At 47.6% G+C, this 18762-nt stretch carries 17 protein-coding genes and 1 pseudogene; all 18 read right to left on the bottom strand.

Annotation, left to right across the window (positions count from 1 at the left end; genetic code table 11):
• Window positions 1-14: 14 nt before the first annotated feature.
• The 18 genes and pseudogenes from DCMF_RS26050 to mtbB all read right to left on the bottom strand — a co-directional run bounded on the left by DCMF_RS26050 (window position 15) and on the right by mtbB (window position 18757).
• Window positions 15-944 (bottom strand): branched-chain amino acid ABC transporter permease, encoded by a 930-nt coding sequence (locus DCMF_RS26050; protein ID WP_148137140.1) that lies wholly within the window; start codon window positions 942-944, stop codon window positions 15-17.
• A 19-nt stretch (window positions 945-963) separates the two neighbouring features.
• Window positions 964-1830, bottom strand: a complete 867-nt coding sequence (locus DCMF_RS26045; RefSeq protein WP_148137139.1) for a branched-chain amino acid ABC transporter permease — start codon at window positions 1828-1830, stop codon at window positions 964-966.
• A 151-nt stretch (window positions 1831-1981) separates the two neighbouring features.
• The gene (locus DCMF_RS26040) at window positions 1982-2668 is read right to left on the bottom strand and encodes a cysteine hydrolase family protein (RefSeq protein ID WP_148137138.1); all 687 of its coding nucleotides are present in this window, start codon (window positions 2666-2668) and stop codon (window positions 1982-1984) included.
• Window positions 2669-2712: 44 nt separating this feature from the next.
• Entirely contained in the window at window positions 2713-4083 is a 1371-nt protein-coding gene (locus DCMF_RS26035) for a uracil-xanthine permease family protein (RefSeq protein ID WP_148137137.1), read from the bottom strand.
• 456 nt (window positions 4084-4539) lie between these two features.
• Window positions 4540-5895 (bottom strand): MFS transporter, encoded by a 1356-nt coding sequence (locus DCMF_RS26030; RefSeq protein WP_148137136.1) that lies wholly within the window; start codon window positions 5893-5895, stop codon window positions 4540-4542.
• Between the two features lie 209 nt (window positions 5896-6104).
• On the bottom strand, window positions 6105-6233 hold the full coding sequence (locus DCMF_RS26025) for an OadG-related small transporter subunit (RefSeq protein ID WP_148137135.1): 129 nt from the start codon (window positions 6231-6233) through the stop codon (window positions 6105-6107).
• A 25-nt stretch (window positions 6234-6258) separates the two neighbouring features.
• On the bottom strand, window positions 6259-7401 hold the full coding sequence (locus tag DCMF_RS26020; RefSeq protein WP_148137134.1) for a sodium ion-translocating decarboxylase subunit beta: 1143 nt from the start codon (window positions 7399-7401) through the stop codon (window positions 6259-6261).
• Window positions 7402-7455: 54 nt separating this feature from the next.
• The gene (locus tag DCMF_RS26015; RefSeq protein WP_236860124.1) at window positions 7456-7836 is read right to left on the bottom strand and encodes a biotin/lipoyl-containing protein; all 381 of its coding nucleotides are present in this window, start codon (window positions 7834-7836) and stop codon (window positions 7456-7458) included.
• The gene (locus DCMF_RS26010) at window positions 7833-8198 is read right to left on the bottom strand and encodes a hypothetical protein (protein WP_148137133.1); all 366 of its coding nucleotides are present in this window, start codon (window positions 8196-8198) and stop codon (window positions 7833-7835) included. Before DCMF_RS26010 ends, DCMF_RS26015 begins: the two co-directional genes overlap by 4 nt.
• A 14-nt stretch (window positions 8199-8212) precedes the next feature.
• Entirely contained in the window at window positions 8213-9763 is a 1551-nt protein-coding gene (locus DCMF_RS26005) for an acyl-CoA carboxylase subunit beta (protein ID WP_148137132.1), read from the bottom strand.
• Between the two features lie 111 nt (window positions 9764-9874).
• Entirely contained in the window at window positions 9875-10588 is a 714-nt protein-coding gene (locus tag DCMF_RS26000) for a TerC family protein (RefSeq protein WP_214658921.1), read from the bottom strand.
• A gap of 496 nt (window positions 10589-11084) precedes the next feature.
• Entirely contained in the window at window positions 11085-11861 is a 777-nt protein-coding gene (locus tag DCMF_RS25995) for an SDR family oxidoreductase (RefSeq protein ID WP_148137131.1), read from the bottom strand.
• Window positions 11862-11935: 74 nt separating this feature from the next.
• Window positions 11936-12604 carry a hypothetical protein gene (locus tag DCMF_RS25990; protein WP_148137130.1) on the bottom strand — a complete coding sequence of 223 codons (669 nt, stop codon included), beginning with the start codon at window positions 12602-12604 and terminating at the stop codon, window positions 11936-11938.
• A gap of 16 nt (window positions 12605-12620) precedes the next feature.
• Window positions 12621-14894 carry a xanthine dehydrogenase family protein molybdopterin-binding subunit gene (locus tag DCMF_RS25985; RefSeq protein WP_148137129.1) on the bottom strand — a complete coding sequence of 758 codons (2274 nt, stop codon included), beginning with the start codon at window positions 14892-14894 and terminating at the stop codon, window positions 12621-12623.
• 65 nt (window positions 14895-14959) lie between these two features.
• Window positions 14960-16438: a purine-cytosine permease family protein gene (locus DCMF_RS25980; RefSeq protein WP_214658920.1), complete on the bottom strand. Its 1479-nt coding sequence runs from the start codon at window positions 16436-16438 to the stop codon at window positions 14960-14962.
• Window positions 16439-16457: 19 nt separating this feature from the next.
• Entirely contained in the window at window positions 16458-16631 is a 174-nt protein-coding gene (locus tag DCMF_RS29420) for a hypothetical protein (RefSeq protein WP_214658919.1), read from the bottom strand.
• A 79-nt stretch (window positions 16632-16710) separates the two neighbouring features.
• Entirely contained in the window at window positions 16711-17355 is a 645-nt protein-coding gene (locus tag DCMF_RS25975) for a methyltransferase cognate corrinoid protein (RefSeq protein ID WP_148137127.1), read from the bottom strand.
• Window positions 17356-17386: 31 nt separating this feature from the next.
• Window positions 17387-18757, bottom strand: a pseudogene (mtbB, locus tag DCMF_RS25965) ([dimethylamine--corrinoid protein] Co-methyltransferase).
• Between the last annotated feature and the right edge of the window lie 5 nt (window positions 18758-18762).

Below are 18762 nucleotides of genomic sequence, written 5' to 3'. Positions count from 1 at the left end.
GTCTTTGACAAATCTTAAAACTTTGCTTTGCGCTCAGGAAAAATACCCTCCGGACGCCATCTCAAAATAGCGATCAGAATCATGCCAATAAAAGCAAGCTTCAACGAGGCAAGCCTAACGGCCATATCACTGGAAACATGCAAAAACCGCATCAGTTCTCCCACCAAAACAAAAACGATCGAGCCCACGATCACGCCAATATTGTTGCCCATGCCGCCAATGACAATGGCCATCCAAGCGAAGAAAGTGATATCGGAGCTAAACTGGGCCGGGATCACCACGGTGTTGTACCAGACATAAAAGGCCCCGGCCACGCCGGCAAAAAAACCGGCGATCACGAATGACCGGATATGAAAACGATAGGGACTGATCCCGGCAGTCATTGCCAGCGCTTCATTTTCCCGCAGCGCTTTTAATGAACGGCCAAATGAAGAGGCTGTCAACCGTTGCACGATAAAGTAAACAACTAATACGGCTGTCAGAAGGATGAGGAGAAGAATATACGGATAAGCGGAGGGAGCAAAGTAAGCCTTAAAGGGTTGAGGCATCCGGTAGATTCCGGCCACACCGTTGGTCAGCCAGGCCTCATTCGTTAAAACCTGCCGGATTACTTCTGCGAAAGCAAATGTGGTAATCAAAAAATATTCATTCCTTAGTTTCAGAGAAGGCAACCCAATCAAATAGGCGATCAAAGCGCCCATCACTCCTGCGGCCAGCACACCGGCCCAGATCGGCAGGCCAAAACCGAATAAGTATTTCTGGTGGGCATCGGGAGGTCCGATGGTCATAATGGTGTAGACATAGGCACCCACCCCAAAGAAAGAAACAATGCCCAAATCCCATAATCCGTCCACGCCGGCTTCCAGGTTAAGGGCAAGAGCTACTACCGCGTAGATCATTGCCAATCCTAAAATAGAAACCATAAATAATAAAAATCCCGACATCGCCACATCTCCCTCCTTTTTACGCTACTCTTTTCGATGACTTGGTCCATAAGCTTTGTAATCCATCCGGTTTAATTAACAGCACAATAATAATAAATACAAAAGCAATCGCCGTACGGTAATAGGAAGGTATGATCAAAACACTCAGTTCCATGCTTAACCCAATAATGACGGCAGCCAGCATCACGCCATAGATGCTTCCCAATCCGCCTAAAACTGTAGCGGAAAGGATAATCAGAATTTGGTACCAACCCAGGCCTAGATGCAAGGAACCGATTACTCCGGAAAAGACCCCGGCCAAACCGGCAAAACAGGAGGCAATAAACCAGACGTAATTAGAGGTCCTTACGGTGTTAATCCCCCGGACTCTGGACAGGTCATAATTCTCGGCAACAGCCCGGATGGCCTTACCAATCTTCGTTTTAACCAAAAAAAAGTGCAGGCCCAAGGCAGAGCAAACAGCCGCTATGACGATAGCCAATTCATAGGGTGTGATTAACGGTTCACCGCCGATCAGAAATGCCCGCACGTTAGGGATATCATAAGCATAGGTCTTTGTGCCGGCCACGGCTCCAACGATGCCGTTAATCGCATAGGACAAGCCGACGGAAGTGAAGAGCAATACCATGATGCCTTTCGACTTTACCGGCCGGTAGAAACACCGGTAAATAGCTACTCCCATGAAACCTACCAGCAATATGGAAAGAGGAGCGGCAATCAGCAGTCCCAAATACTGATTCAAAAAAAGGGTTATGTAAGCACCCAGCAGCAGCATTTGTCCATGGGCAATATTAATAAAGTTCTCTGCTTTCAATGTCATAGAAAATCCTACCGCGCCCAAGAGAATAATACTGCCTGTGACAATACCGAAAACAATATTATCCATAAAGATACCCCCATTTTGTTTTCATCAGCGGATCACAAATTTTACCTGCCCAACAAACATGCAACCACGCCAATTCCTGTCATATGATCTATTCCTAGGTTTCTAAAACCGCTATTCCCAGCATTAATCACCATATTTTTCTGTAAAGCCTTTACTGCCTAATTTGTTGCTGCCATTGATGCAACAAATCTGATGAATCGACCACTAATCCTAAATGTAAAGAAATAATCTGCAAAGCCGGCTCTTCCAATTCTGCAAAACCCCGGCACAAATCCCGCGGCACAACGATCCGGAAATCCCGGTTGGCCCCGTCAAATGCCGTGTTCAGAACACAACAGTCAATCATCGTTCCTGTTAAAACCAAAGTATCCTTCCTGATGTTGCGCAAAAGCAACTCCAGGTCCGTGGGATAGAAGGCGCTCAACCTTTTTTTGCCATTTACGATATAGTCGTCTTCTTTGACCGCGATCACAAATTCATTCCACTTCGTCCCTTCCAACGCATGGTCACATGATCCCGGGATCGGCCCTACCGTCTGGGGAAACAACAACCGCCAAGCGCTGATGTTCCCTTTGATATCATCAGAGCCGTCTTTGCGCAGGACAGAGCGCACGTGGATGATCGGTATGCCCAGCTGACGGCAGGCGTCATTAAAAGAGTTCAATGGCGGCACGATTTCCCTTGCCCTTGGGGACGGGCAGGGACACCCCGGATCCTGATCCAGGTGTCCCCGGTGCATATCAATGGTGACCACAGCTGTCTTACGGACATCAAGAAACAAGTCGTAAATTTGTTTGTCGGTAATTGATTTTTTAACCCTGTTAAAGTAAGCGTCCATGATCCTGTGCTCCTTTTTATTTATTCGCAGGTGCATATCGTCCGTTAATTCGCGGCAACTTTACAAACCGGGTCATTTTTTCGTTGGAGATAAGGGCGAATGAGCATGTTGATGATCACATTGAGAGAGATTAATAAGATGATGCCAACCAGCATGGGCTGGGTCAGGATAATCTGGGCAGAGAGGGGAAGCATATTCACAATATCGGCGGGCAGGAACATGGTCCCCAGGGCAATGATAAAGGCAGTCGCGGCCACGGCCAGGTTTAACTCGTCCCAATCCACTGCAGATAATATTTGAATACCGCTGTAGGCAATGACCCCGAAAAGGATGGTAGAAGCTCCGGCTAATACGGATCCGGGGATCACGGCAATCAACACGCCAATTTTGGGTAGTAAACCAAGAATCACGGACAGGATCCCTGCCGTCAGCGTCACATAACGGCTGCCGATACCCGATATGCGAATAATACCGATATTTTCCGGATAAGAAGTAGTGGCAATACCGCCAAAAATCGCTCCCACTGTGCACCCTAACACCTCCCCGAATATCCCCCTGTTGACCCGTTCCGGTGTCAAGTTTTGCCCATCCCACCCGGTGAGGAGGGTATACATACCCATCGCTTCTCCCGTCGCATGTAGGAAGGCAATGCACATAAGCAAGACAATCCCCCCATTCACGCCGAACCCAAACGGGTATATTTTAGGCAGACTAAGGATGGGCGCCTGGGCCACAGCGGCAGCATCAAATTTTCCGAATATGGCACAGAAAACGGTGCCAATGATGATTCCCCACAAGATGGCTCCTCTGCGTAAAATAGAGTTGCCCCCAAAGACCATGAAAAGCAAAATTGCCATAATGGTGATCAGAGCGGCGGCAAGGTTAAATCCCGGGTAGCCCAGGGCGCCAGGCTGCCCAAACCAGTTTGATACACCGATATTGGCTAATTGGGCCCCGATAATCACCAACAAACTGCCAAACACGACTGGCGGATTGATGAACTTTACCAGGTGGCCAATGATCCCATACTTTTTAAAGGGAAAGGATAATGCCATAAAGATGATTCCCGCCACGGTAAGGGAACCATAGGCGATCCCCAGACCCAAATTTTTCCCGGTGGACATGATGGCCACAAAAAATGCCGCCGTAGGGCCTTGGACCACAGGCAGACGGAGCAGTTGACTAGACTGCAGAATAGTTACCAGTCCCGTAGTAATAAAACAAACTTGTACAATATAACCCACTGTTTGGGAATCCAGGCCTAGGGCTAGACCAATCAGCCCGGGAAAAATCCAGATCCCGGTTAATCCAAGCAGGTGCTGCAATCCGAAGGTAATGTTCTCAGGCAAGGAAAGCTTCTGCTCAATGCGAACCTGAAGGGGCGACTTGGTAAATAAGCTTTCTTTTAATTCCATGCTTAATTCCTTCTTTCTTTTTTAATGTCCCCGCGGGGGATCATCAACACCCTGATGTTTAACCCACAAACGAACTTGCCGGATTTACCTCCTTTCGTCTGATCTGAACCCGTGATGTCATTTCTGATTGTGTCATTTGTACTTGGATTTATCTTATAGTCAAAGTTCTATTTATCTGAATAGTATTTTAATTTTAGTTTCAATTATATTTTATCATATTTAATATCATTGTAAATACATTTTTTCAATTACACTGATATATTTATTATGTGATTGAATTTATTCTGAATGATACTTTTATGATTTAGATGAAGGAAAGGGATAGACCCTAGTCCGAAGTGACTAGAGTCTATTACTTGCCTTTTAAAGGCCTTTTCCAAATTTAGCGGCACCACTTAGGGGCAAAAAGCGCATGGGCTGCTGAAGTCCCAAAGAACCACGTCTATAGGGCCGAAATTAGTCTTCCAAGACTACACCTTTTGTTTCCGGCCCGAGTGTGGCAACAAGAATTGCGCCTAAAATAAAGACTCCGGCGATAATCATGAAGACCCCTGAGATGCCCAATGAGGCGAGTCCTGCACCAATGACGATGGGAGCCAGCATGGACCCGACACGGGAAGAGGAAGAGGCTGCGCCCACACCGGAAGCCCGAACTCCTGTCGGATAGAGTTCCGGCGTGTAGGTGTAAATAATCGCCATAATAGCAGAAACGAATAATGATGTGATCACACCCAGCACAATGATATATGACGTGGCCACATTATGGCCTAAGGCCCAGCCATAGGGGATCACGGCAGCCCCGGCTAAGAGCATATTGACGACCAGCAATTTTTTGCGCCCGACCTTATCCATGAGAAAGGCACTTAAAATCTGATTGGGAACATAAGCGATCTGCATAATTAAGACATAGAGGAAGGATTTGACCATGGTATGCCCGGCTTTGACGAATAGTGAAGGCAGCCAGGAGAACAAGCCGAAATAGCCAAACATGGCACAGAACCATACCCCCCACAACATGATCGTTCGCTTCCGGTATTCTTTGGAGAAGAGCGTACTTAGCGTAACTTTTTGTTTGGTAGCGGCAACTTCCGAAGGAATATCATTTAAGGCAACAGGCTGAAGGGTATGCTTTTGGGCCGTGATTTTTTCGATATAGTCTACAATCTTCCCGGCTTCATCCACGCGCCCTTTGTTGATCAGCCAACGGGGTGACTCTGGCAAATGACGCCGAATAATAAAGATAAAGAAGGCAGGCAGGGCACCGGCGACAAAAGCCCAGCGCCAGCCTAGCGTAGGGATAATAAAATAGGAGATCAAGGCAGCGGCAAGCCAGCCAACGGCCCAAAATGAATTCAGCAACCCCTGCAGATTACCGCGCCTTTTGGCAGGAATAAATTCGCTTAGAAGAGAAGTGACCACCGGCGTTTCGCCGCCTAGTCCCACTCCCACGAGGAATCGAAAAACCAAGAGGAGTGTATAATTGGGGGCCAATGCACAGGCTAAGGAAAAGACAGAGAAGATCAGCATGGTAATTTGAAAAACTGCCTTACGGCCCCAGCGGTCCGCGATGGTGCCGGAGAGGATGGCGCCTACAAGCATGCCTACCAGACCGATGCTTAGAAGGCTTCCCATTTGAGTGGGGCTAAGATGCCAGGCAGCATTGAGGGCCGTAGCAATAAAGGTGATGAGACCGACATCAAAAGCATCAAAGGCCCAGGCTATACCGTTGATCACTAACAAGCGATAATGAAAGGAAGATAAGGGCAACCTTTCCATGCGGGCAATAAGCATGTCTCCAGATATTCTATCCATATTTCGTCCCCCTCTATTTTTTATTTCAATTATATTTTAATATGTTTTAGTGATATTGTAAATAATATTTTCAATAATATTGTATAATTTATTATGGTATTGAATTTATTTATTTCTGCCCTTCCGGCCTGTCCATGAAACATTTACCGCCAAGCCTTTTATGCCATCCTATATGTACGGTAAAAAAGCCCCCGTTTAGGGGGCAGCTCTCATGACTCTTCTTTAGGCGGAAAAGCCTTGATCAGCAATTTTATCATAAAATAGAACAAAATTAATACGGCAAAAACTCCGGCCAGGCCCAAAGCCATCACTTCTAATCCTGATTCTACTAAACTCATTTTCCTGCCCCCTCCAAAAGTTAATTTACTTCAGTAAATAAGGTACCAGGGCTAAAACCATTCCTCCGGCGACGATGGAACCAATCTGCCCCGCCACATTCGCTCCAATGGCCTGCATTAAGATAAAATTTGTCGGGTCTTCCTTCTGAGCCATTCTTTGCATGACCCGGGCAGACATGGGAAAAGCGGAAATACCCGCAGCTCCAACCAGGGGATTGATCTTTTCTTTCGTAAATAAATTCATGAATTTAGCAAAAAAAACGCCACCTGCCGTATCAAAGATGAAGGCAACCAGCCCTAGACCTAAAATCAGCAGGGTTTCCCACTGCAAAAATTGTTCATAGCCCATACTGGCTCCAATCGTAATCCCGAGTAATAAGGTGACAAGATTCGCCAGCTCGTTTTGGGCCGCCTGGGACAAACGTTCCACGCATCCGGCCACCCTGATCAGATTGCCAAACATCAGCAAACCAATTAAGGGAACACTGATGGGAGCTATTATTCCGGCAACGATAGTCACCAGGATGGGGAAAAGAATTAGCACAGTTTTTGAGACTTTTTCTTCCGTATACTTCATCTTGATCATGCGTTCTTTTTTCGTCGTAATCGCTTTGATCACCGGCGGCTGAATGATCGGCACCAATGACATATAAGAATAGGCCGCGACAGATATTGGCCCCAACCATTTCATGGCGAATTTGGACGCGACAAAAATGGACGTCGGTCCATCTGCCGCACCAATAATCCCGATAGAGGCAGCCAGCTTTAAGTCTTGGAAAGAAGAGACTCCTAAAACACCGATCAGCAAAACAGCCAGCATGGTAAAAAATATGCCAAATTGGGCAGCCGCACCAAAGAAAATCATGCGGGGATTTTTTAAAAGAGGGGTAAAATCACACATGGCACCAACAGCGACAAAAATCAGGACGGGAAAAATCTCCGTTAGAATGCCCGACTGATAAAATAATTGCAATACGCCAGGTTCTCCTCCGAATTCCCAAATTGTTTTTAAAGGAATATTTACTAGAATGGCCCCAAACCCCATGGGCAACAAAAGCATTGGCTCATAATCCTTCTTGATGGCCAGATAGATCAACGTACCACCGATGGCATACATGACTAAATACTGCCATTTGAACGTGAGGATTCCTTGAAACAACTCTTCCATTACTTCTCCCCCTAAAATCTCGCCATAAATTATATCCGTTTCTAATTCACCCGTTTAACCCCATACAAAAAGCAAATCTCCCGCTTGAATACTGTCACCTTTTTTAGCAACAAGGGATTGGATGGTTCCGTTACCCGGGGCCACAATTTCATTTTCCATTTTCATCGCTTCAATGACTAATACCACATCTCCGGAATGAACCGGCTGGCCTTCTTGGGCAAGGATATTTAAAATAACTCCGGGCAGAGGACTGGTTACTTCATGGGCTGCCCCGGTAAGTACCGGTTTTCGCGCAGCAGGTTTGGGCGCTTTCGGTTGAGGCGGGTCGGCCTTTGGCTCATCTGAAACAGCCTTAACGGCGGGAGCCCCTGCTACCTCTTCAATTTCCACTTCAAAAGTCTCCCCATTTACAACAACCTGATATTTTTTCATCATGATCGGTTTCCCCTTTCCATCAATCTTTGGCGTGCGGCCATCATCTCGGTTGTTCCTACAAAAGCCCAGACAGGATGACTGCCGGGAACCCTCCGGATTGCCGTAAAAACGAATTCTTCGGCAGATTTTACCGTCATCGCACAAATGGATGCGGTTATTACCGCAATAATAGCCGGTGAAATGCTTTCTTGGTTCTTTTCCTTACTTGCCCCAGGTGTTTTTGTGGGGCCGGGCGAAAGTACTGCCCCTGTTTCCGCCCCTGAAGGGCGTTTCCTATTCGTATAAGAATAGAATAGAAATAGGATAATCACAGCACCTATTCCGATCACCAAAGTTAAAAGTCTTTGTGCCAGGTCCGTCATTTTTTACACCACCTTTAAACCGGAATATTGCCGTGTTTTTTTCCCGGCCGGCTTTCTCTCTTCGTTACCAGTGATTCCAGTGACTTAATGAGGTAATATCTCGTCCTTTCCGGCTCAATTACCAGGTCCGCAAATCCCCGGGCTGCCGCACAATAGGGATGAGAGAAACGTTCCTCATAATCTGCAATTTTTTCTTTCCGTTTCTCCTGGGGGTTCTCCGCACCCTCGATTTCTTTCCTGAATACAATGTTGGCAGCTCCTTGAGCCCCCATTACCGCGATTTGAGCACTGGGCCAGGCAATGGCCATATCCGCGCCCAAAGACTTGGCACACATGGCCAGGTAGGCGCCTCCGTAAGCTTTTCGGGTAATCAGCTGGATTTTGGGTACGGTGGCCTCGGAATAAGCATACAGCAGTTTGGCCCCATGCCGAATAATCCCCCCGTGCTCTTGCCCTACCCCAGGCAAATACCCTGGGGTATCCACAATCGTGAGCAGGGGAATGCCAAAGGCATCACAAAAGCGGATAAAACGGCTGGCCTTATCTGAACAGTTGATGTCCAGGCATCCTGCCATTACCTTGGGCTGATTGGCAATCACGCCCACCGGCATGCCATGAAGGCGTAAAAAACCGATGATGATATTCTGGGCAAAATGGGGCTGGATCTCAAAAAATTCCCGGTTATCGGCCAAAGCGGTAATCACGTCCCCCATGTTGTATGCTTTATTGGGATCGTCCGGAACAACTGTCTGCAACATTTCATCCATTCGGTCTACCGGATCATTGCTCTCCCATACGGATAGTGAATCCAAGTTATGGGAGGGAAGAAAACTTAACAGTCTTTTGATCTGGTTCATGCATTCTTCTTCATCCGTAGCGAAAAAGTGGGCGTTACCACTAACCTGATTGTGGGTCATGGCACCACCCAAATCCTCGGCGCTGACTTCCTCTCCTGTTACTGCCTTGATGACCTGGGGACCGGTAATATACATTTGGCCGATCCTGTTTACCATAAAAATAAAATCGGTGAGGGCCGGTGAATATACCGCACCCCCTGCACAGGGCCCCATGATCACGGAAATTTGCGGAATCACACCCGAAGCGAATGTGTTCTGTTTGAAAATCTTCCCATAACCATTTAAAGCATCAATTCCTTCTTGAATCCGGGCTCCTCCGGAGTCATTGATACCAATGAAAGGAGCGCCCATTTTGACGGCCAGATCCATCACCTTACATATTTTGGCCGCATGCATCTCTCCCAGGGAGCCGCCTAAAACGGTAAAGTCCTGGGAAAACAAATACACCAAACGTCCATCAATGGTACCATAACCGGTGACTACGCCTTCGCCCGGGGCGTCAACATCCTGCATGCCAAATTCTATCCCCCGGTGTACCACGAATTGATCCAACTCCACAAAGCTGCCCTGATCCAACAATTTGTGAATACGTTCCCGGGCAGTCAGCTTTCCTTCCTTGTGCTGTTTCTCAGTTTTGGAGTCGCCTCCCCCCTTGAGCACCTTTTCTCGTTTCGCTGCTAACCTGGCCAGCTTTTCTTCTCTCGACATGAACAATACCTCCTGCCTGCTAATCCCGCTCTCATTCCCGCCCATAGTGCCAAATTCTTCGTCCTCACTCAATGTCTAAAAATAAACATCAAGCTGACTCTGACTCCTGAACTATTTCCGAGAAATATTGCCCGATTCTTGGATAGTTCGGGCAACCACTATCTTCTTGGCCTGGAACCATCCCCACACCAGTACGGTCCCTGCCATCCCGTATGGAATAATTATTTCCCACAGGCCCCCGAAATGGCCGGTAAGGTTTAATCCTTTGTCGTGGAACACCATGGCAAAAGACGTATGGGCCAATACGGCAGCACCGATATAAATCAAGAAAGGCTTACGGTTCATCCAGTCCGCCAACCAGTTGCTACCGTAGATAATAATCGGGATGGATACGATCAGCCCGAAGATTACTAAGGGGACATTTCCCTCGGCGGCACCCGCCACTCCCATCACGTTGTCAAAGGACATGGACATATCAGCGATCAGAATCGTCCAAACGGCTCCCATCACACTTCTTTTACCTGAAATCTCTTCATCAGCCCGGTCTTCCTGCTTTACTAAACTCCAGGTAATCCAAACCAGAATGAGCCCTCCGAGCGCATTTAGATAAGGAATGCGGATCAGTACAGTGGCAATTACGGTAAATATCACCCGTAAAACAATGGCAACCCCGGCGCCGAGGACACTGGCTATTTTTCTCTGCTCCTTAGGCAAATCTTTGATAGCCAGACCTATCACGGCTGCATTGTCACCGGACAGGGCCAAATTAATTACAATAATTGTAAGTGTCTCGAACAAAAGATCCCCCAAAGAGTCCATACCCATTTCCAGCTCCTCCAAAAGAACGCATTTGATCATGAATCAGTCCAGTTGCGTTTATCAACCTTGCCTGATAACAGTCTCTTGCCCCTCCTCAAAATCTTCGTTGTCAGTTCTTCCCCGGGTTTAATAAACTTGGCAAGTACTCCTTCAGCTTTATCAAGATGATCTTTGCTTATTATGTTAATAAAATCCCGAAGCATTTTCATCGGAATATATTTAGAAATTTAACAATATTATTGAAATTTATTTCAATAATATTTAAGGAAATTCAGGGACGGTTCTTGAATTGAATCAATTAAACTACAGGGGTTAGAGTACGATTACAGAGAAGAGATTACAGCCAAAAAAATCAAACCCATTCAATTCAAGAACCGTCCCTGAATTTCCCTCATAAAAAAGGAGTGTCGCGAACTACTTAAAGAGTAGTTTTGTGACACTCCCTGATTTTTTATGTTTACGATACTTGTGCTTTTTTCTTCTTAAAGCTCCGTCCGGTGCATTAGATGGCGATGGACCCGCCGTCGATCACAAGGTGTGATGCCGTGACATATTTTGATTCATCGGATGCCAAATAAACAATACCGTAGGCGATATCATTAGGCTCGCCCAAATATCCGATGGGGGTTACCGCCAGATACCCCGCACAGTATTCTTCCAGGGAAATTCCAGCCTGTTTCGCACTGTATGCGGCCATCGGTGTGATAACTGCTCCGGGATGAACACTATTGACCCTAATCCGGTATTTCTTTTGGCCACAGTAAATAGCTGCCGCTTTCGTCATATTATCAACAGCTGCCTTAGTGGCACAGTAGGCAAAATATTCCCCGTCCGCGATCATGGAATAGCTTGATGAGACGTTGATAATGGAGCACATCTCACCATTATTTTTCATAGCTTCCATGCAGTATTTCATCCCATAGAAGACCGCAGACTGGTTCACAGCAATGGTCCTTTCCCAAGAATCCAAATCGGTGTCTTCTATGTTTAAATGATAGGAAATACCCGCATTGTTTACCAATATATTTAATTTACCGAATGTGTCTGATGCAGTCTTCACTAGCTCCGGCCATCTTTTTACATCAGAAACATCCATTTGAAAAAACTTGGTCTGATTTCCTTTTTGGTTCAGATCCTGCTCCAGTTCTTTCCCCGCATCCCGGTTGCGGCTGCAAAAAATAACCTGCGCACCTTCCTGAACAAACAGTCTTACGGTGGCCTCCCCGATACCCATGGACCCGCCCGTGACAATAGCAACTTTGTTTTGAAGTCGGCCCATCAAGATTCCTCCTTTTACCAGTTACCAAACTCCCTTATCCATTGCCCATGATGCCATGGTACATTTCACCCAGGTTAAATCAGGGAAGCATCGGCAATTCCTTCTTCGGCGTAATAAGGGTTGTTTTTGGCAATTCTCCAGGGATTTGAGGCATAAGCCATTCTTAGAGACTCTCCCAGAGCGGTAAAAGCTGCTTCCCATGAATGATGGGGATCTCTCCCTTTGAGAAAATCCAGATGAAAAGAGGCGGGAAAACCCTGAAAGAATCCTTCCATAAACGCCACTAAATCCGCCGATTTCAGGTCCTCCACCCATTCACACTGGGCACCCGGGCAATCAGGAGCATAGGAAATAAAGGTATTTCTTCTTCCTTCTAAACTGACCATTGATCTTACCAAGGCTTCATCCAGGCAAAATAAAGACCACCCGGAAATATTTATGCCCACATCATTCATTTTTTTGAAGAACAGCTTCTTTAATCCGGCGCCAAGGGTAATGGCCAGATCCTCAGCAATGGTATGCGTGGATTTCCATTTTCCCGTCTCTATTTTACATCCAAGCGACATGCATAGCCCCCATGATAAAGATTCCATACAGTGATCCAAAAAGTCAAGGCCGGTATCCGGACTAAGCTGACGATCAAATTCGGTGCTAATCTCCACCATAATGTCCAGCTCCTGGGTCTTCTTTTGAATTTTAACATACCGGTCCGTCTCCCGATGCAAGGTAAATAACTTTGTCATGCGATCTCCCCTATTCTCATTTTCTCACTAAACTTTTTTGTTTCAGGGCTGTAAGTATTTTTATTGGGGTCAGGGGCAGTTCGGACAATTCAGTGCCTAAAGCATGATTGACAGCGTTTACCACAGCCGCAGCTACAGGGCCAGCCGCGCACTCTCCCACGCTTTTCGCCCCGAAGGGACCATGATCGCCTCCTTGCTCCACCAGCATTACTTTTACCGCCGGCATATCCGCCGCATTAATCAGGTGATAGTTTTTGAAGCTGTAATTCACCGGTTTTCCGGCATCATTAAACTTAATTTCCTCGCAAAGAGCGTATCCGATTCCCATCTGTACCGCTCCCTGGACCTGACCTTCAACCGCCCCAGGATTAATCGCCTTGCCAATATCCTGGACCGCCAAATAATCAATCACTTTGGTGCGCCCTGTTTCCGTGTCTACTTCCACCTCGGCAAAATGAACTCCATATGCCCCGGGATTGGAAACAGCCTGAAACAATTCGTGAACAGTAATATTGGTGCTATTTTTCATGAGGGCATGGGCAGCAATTTGCCGATAGGGAAGGCTTCTCCCGTCCCCCTGGCTTAGTACGCACCCATGATCAATTGTCAAATCCTGTTTCGGCCTTGCTAGGATCCCAGCCCCAGTTTCCAGGATTAATTCCCGCATTTTTTCTGCCGCCTTAAGGGCACAAGCGCCGCATACATAAGTGGTCCTGCTGGCAAAGCATCCTAAATCATAGGGGCTGGATGCGGTATCCGCTTCCAGAACCGTAACAAAATCCAGGGGGATGTCTAAGGCTTCGGCCACGATCTGCTTCATTGACATCACAGCCCCGCAGCCTAAATCATGGACAGCCGTATTCAGGATAAAAGTGCCGTCTTCGTTTAAAGTTAAAGTCATCATGCTGAATTCAGGGAAGTCCCCGTCACCATACATTCCATTGACATGGGCCGCGCAGGCCATGCCCACACCCCGACGGAATCTTCCTGTTTCCCTCGCTTTTTGATATCTGTCCTTCCAGGCAAATTCTTCCACCCCTTTTTGGAGGCATTCAACTACACGCGCATTGCCCAAAGACAATTTGAATACTGGATCCAGGTCATAGGGGTGAACCAAATTTTTCAGCCTTAAGTCTACCGGATCAAGCCCAATGGTCTGCGCCACTTGATCCAGATGGATTTCCATGGCCGTAAATATTTCCGGCGAACCCCACCCTCTCATTCCCCCGGCGACAGGTGTATTGGTGTAAACCGCTTTCGCTTCATGCCGGTAGTAAGGTATCCTGTACAGCCGGCATATTTTATTGGTCAATGCCAACGCATAGTCTGTAGAACTGGTGGCATAGGCGCCGGCATCAAGGGTACTCCACAGGCGGCAGGCGAGAAAATTTCCCTCCGGAGTTACCTGGGTTCGGATCTTGGTTTGGGTAGCCGGCCTGGTCATGGTGGCAAGCATGCTCTCCCATCTCTCAAACTGCACCTTTACGGGGGATCCTGTCTCCTTGGCCAAATAGGCGGTGAGCGGCTCCAAAATAGCTTCCTGTTTTCCCCCGAAAGACCCTCCCATGGTCATTTTGATTACGCGCACCATGCTATATTTTAAACCAAGTAAATCGGCAACTACCGTTCTTACTCCGAAAGCGCCCTGACAGGGCGTCCAGATGGTCATCTGTCCCCTGGTATCAAAGCTGGCAACGCACACGTGGTTTTCCATAGCGGCATGATGCACCTTTTGGGTGCGGGCGGAACTCTCTATGACCCAACCTCCGTCTGGTAACGTATCTTCGCTGCCCGCCTCCGTGGTATACTCGGCAAGGACATTGCCCTCAGGGTGAATTTTATAACCGCCCTTTTCCAAGGCTTCTTCTACAGTGATCATCACGGGAAGTTCTTCATATTCTACATGGATTAAGTCGGCGGCTTTTTGGGCCGTATCATAGTCGACTGCTACGACTGCCGCCACCACATCCCCCACAAACCGTGCCGTGTCCGAAAAAATATTTTGATCAAGAGGACAATACTCTTCCTGTCCCGGATATGTGACATAACGGTTGAATTTCTGCTTTGGCCCATTTTGGCAGGAAAAAACACCGATCACACCGGGGAAGTTTTTTGCTTGCTCCCCATCGATTTTTTTAATCCGTCCATGTCCCACAGGACTCAACAACAGCTTGGCATGGAGCATCCGGGGCCATTTTAAGTCCCCGGTATACATCTCTTCCCCTCTTACTTTTTCCCGGGCATTATGAATGGGGTAGGTTTGCCCGACATATTTCAATTGTTTTTCCATCTGGGATCACCTCACCCTTTAGAAGCAATCCGGGCAGGTGAAAAAACCTGCCCGGTACAGATTTTTTATGCCTTGGTACCAACCCCCGGAGAAATAGTTCCTGAATCCCTTCGCACATAGGCCAGTTTGTCACCCCGGTCTTTTAAGATATAATGCCGGACCGGTGCAATTTGACCCAGGATGTAATAGCTGAGGCCCGAGGTCAAAGTGGCCAGACCGGTTGCTGTAGTAAAATAGAAAAGAGGCGACCGGACGGCATAGGCAATAGGGTTATAAACCGCTACAAAGCAGAGAATACCGATGAATAGGGAGACAATGGCGGCGATATTGAAACCGCCGGTGTATTCATAGGAAAAGTTTTGGCGCAGCTTGAAAAGAGAATAAAGGGAAACCATCTGTTTTCTGAGCAGGAAAAAATCAACCAAAACTAACCCCAGGATCGGTCCGGAAGCGACGCCCACGACAGAAATAAAGGTGCCGTAATATTTCCAGATACCGCCCCAAACAACCAGAAGGGAGCAATAGACACTCCAAAATGTGACGAGCTTTTTGTAATCCCATTTAGGATTGGCAACTTTGGTGGAGAGAGAGATGACGTACAGGATCACCGATTGGGTGGAAACATTGGCCATGCCGATCATCACCAGGGAAAGGGTGCCCAGAAACGGACCGCCCAAGGTAACCAGCCATTCTGTAGGGTCCGTACTGATCGTCCCGGTTTGTTCCGCCATCACTAATCCGGTTAGCGCCCCGACGAAAATGAACAGGGCCATCACCGCACCCGCTCCTAATACAAAGGCCCAGTAACTTCCCCGCTCCGTCTTGGCCAGCTTGGGCAGGGATCCGATGGCATTGATCCAGGAGATGGCAAAAGCAATATTCCATTCCGTGGCGATCATATAGGTGGTAAGCTTACCCCCATACTGACCTGCGCTCTGCGGTTCTATCGCCATGAGATCCGAAATGGAGTGATCCTTAAAGACCAGGATAATTATCAGAAGAGCCACCGCCAATAGGCAGGGAACCATGAACCAGTTGGCCTTCTTCACGGCTTCCGGCCCGTGCAGGGCAATCCACCAGCCAATTGCGGCACAGACGACACCTAAAACAGGAGAAGCCCAGCCAGGTAAAACGACCCCTCCTGCGGCCGCCAATTTTGTCATGGCACTGCCAAACATCTGGCAGTTGATCGCTTCGAAGCCGAAGGTGAGGAAAAAGGTGGCGACGATAAAGACCACCACGCCCCGATAACCAAAAACTGCCCGCATAAAAACGGCTAGATCGATGCCAAATCGAGTAGAAATAAACACAGGAAGAAAAACGACGGCACAACCGAGGGTAATTCCGAATAAGGAATTAAAGAAGATTTCCTTCAAGTTAAGATAATAACCTAAAAAACCGCCCTGGACATAACACCAGGTGGCAATGCCCAACCCGGAGCAGACCATTAATAAATCCCAAAAACTAAACACCCGTTCATTTCCTAATGTAGGAATAAGACCCCCAAATATTTCTTTATCAATCTGTTGTTGTAAATTAGCCATCCTCATCCCCCCTTCATTTTTATAAAACACCATAAGCCAATAACGCCAGGCAAGCAATCATAAACACGACGATATAAATCCCATCCTGCTTGGTAACCGCCGGAACGAATGCATAGGAAGGGTCGCTGATGATGTCAGCTCTCTTTTCCACTTCCGCTTCCAGCGCTTCATCAAATCCTGATCCCTTGGCCATATGTTTCACCTCCTTTTTCTTAAATCTCGGCCGCCGCCAATAAAATCTCCCCATCACTCGGCGTAGTTTGAAGCAAGCCTCACCTGGCTAACAGGGCAACAGCCTTTACTGCAGCATCCGCCGCATCTTCCCCATAAGCGTCTGCGCCAATCCGGTCTGCCCAGCGCTGGGTAGCGGGAGCCCCCCCTACCATTGTCTTAAACCGGTCACGCAGCCCATTTTTCCTTAATTCATCCTCTAATTTTTTTTGCTCCATAATGGTTGTGGTCAAAAGGGCACTGGTCCCAATAATATCCGCCTCAAGACGCACGGCTTTTTCCATAATGGTGCTTACCGGCACATCCCGCCCCAGATCTATCACTTCTAAACCCCGGGTCTTGATCACGGAAATGACAATCCCCTTTCCAATATCATGGACGTCGCCGGCTACGGTAGCAATGAGCATTTTCCCTTTGCGCAGGGCGGTCTGCTCATGAATGGCCCCGTTTAATATTTCTGTGGCGGCTTTCATCACATCTGCCGACAAGATTAGCTCCGGTAAAAATTTTTCCCCCCTGCTAAAAAGATCGCCTACCTTTTTAATTCCGGCACTGAAACCGTTATTTAAAACCTCAATAGGATCCAATCCTAAGGACAGTGCCCGTTGTGCCACGTCTACGGCACCATTTTTATCACAGTTGACGATGGCATTTGCCGCCTCTTTCATGATCATTTCCTGATCCATTTTTCACACTCCTGTCAGCCTTTAGCATTCATTACAATTGAATCCTTGATTTTTTCTTAAAGTTTTCTACTGATTTAATTTTTATATTTAATAATTCTGCAATATTAAATTTTGCTTCCATGCCCAGGGCATTTTCCGGATAAGGCTGTACCCGGCCGAGACCTAAATCCAGTCTGACCTCTTCCATCAGCACCGGATCCGTAAGATCCCTTAGGGATAATTTTAATTTTTCCGCCACATATTTCTTTGCCTCGTCAATTTTCAGAGCCTTGGCCAGTTGCACCCGTGCCACCAGATCTCCGGAGGTACGAATGCCACCCATGCCTGCAGCCAACTCAAATGCAGCCTCAGTACTAAAAGGATCCCCCTCGCCAGTCTACAACCCATCCGCTTTTCCGATCTCTACAATTGCTTTTACGGCCCTTGTAGCCAGTTCCACCGGCACCTTGAGGGTAAGGGGAATCCCCCCCACCCCCATCCCTACGTTGGGGTGGATGGGAATACGGGCAGCTTCGGCGCAGGCCTTTATAAAAGTACACACCCGGGCAATATTCCAGGGAAAAGACCTGAGACTATTGGTATTGACGACCGGCCCAAAAATAGTCACTCCTGCCTTTTCCGCCACGCGCACCTGTTGATGGGGATATAAACCGGCTAGCCGATCCGGGCCAAAATATAAATCTCCATGTATCCCCAGAACAAATTCTCCGGCCATGCCCATTTCCACAGCATAGTCCGGATATTTTTCCCTAAGTATTTGTGTCGCTTTCAGAGCGGCAAGAAAGTCCGCGTCACCGGAGGCTCCCACCGTATCAAAGTCGATGCCGTCCGCCCCGGCATCAAACATGCCGCCGGAAACAAAGACCATATCCTTCACCGCATATTCCACGGCTTCTTCCTGGGCCGCTAAAGCTGCCTGGATCTCGCCTTGGGGTAAAAGTTCATTCCAGTTGGCCACCGGGCCATCCGGTACCGTATATAATCCCAAATTAGGCATAGCGCCATAAAGTACCGGAGCAGTCATATTCATTTGGGTATATTCCAGCACCGATTGTTCCGTGGGCAGAATCGTTTTGATCTGCTTAAAGCTGTAATCAATATGGCTTAACTCAAAGGTATCGCTGCAGAGCACCCTTTCATGAATTTGGGCGTTGGTGGAGCGATCTACCGGAACAAACCCCTGCATGGGAATTTTGATCCCCGAGTCAGTGGTCGTAACAATCTCTTTGCCGTTCTCTACACCTACGACCTTTGATTTTGCCGTAATAATATCAAACAGATGGTTGATCTCATCTTCTGTTAATTCCGGGATCTTGCCCCGGTCGGCTGCATCTGCCGTACCTGATTCCAGGTCGGCTCTGATCTCCGCCGCATTCATAAAGATCCTTGAACCATCTCCCATAAAAG

The sequence above is a fragment of the Candidatus Formimonas warabiya genome (genome assembly GCF_002777255.1).
Taxonomy (GTDB): domain Bacteria; phylum Bacillota; class Dehalobacteriia; order Dehalobacteriales; family Dehalobacteriaceae; genus Formimonas; species Formimonas warabiya.
This window is presented reverse-complemented; position numbering and strand designations above follow the sequence as displayed.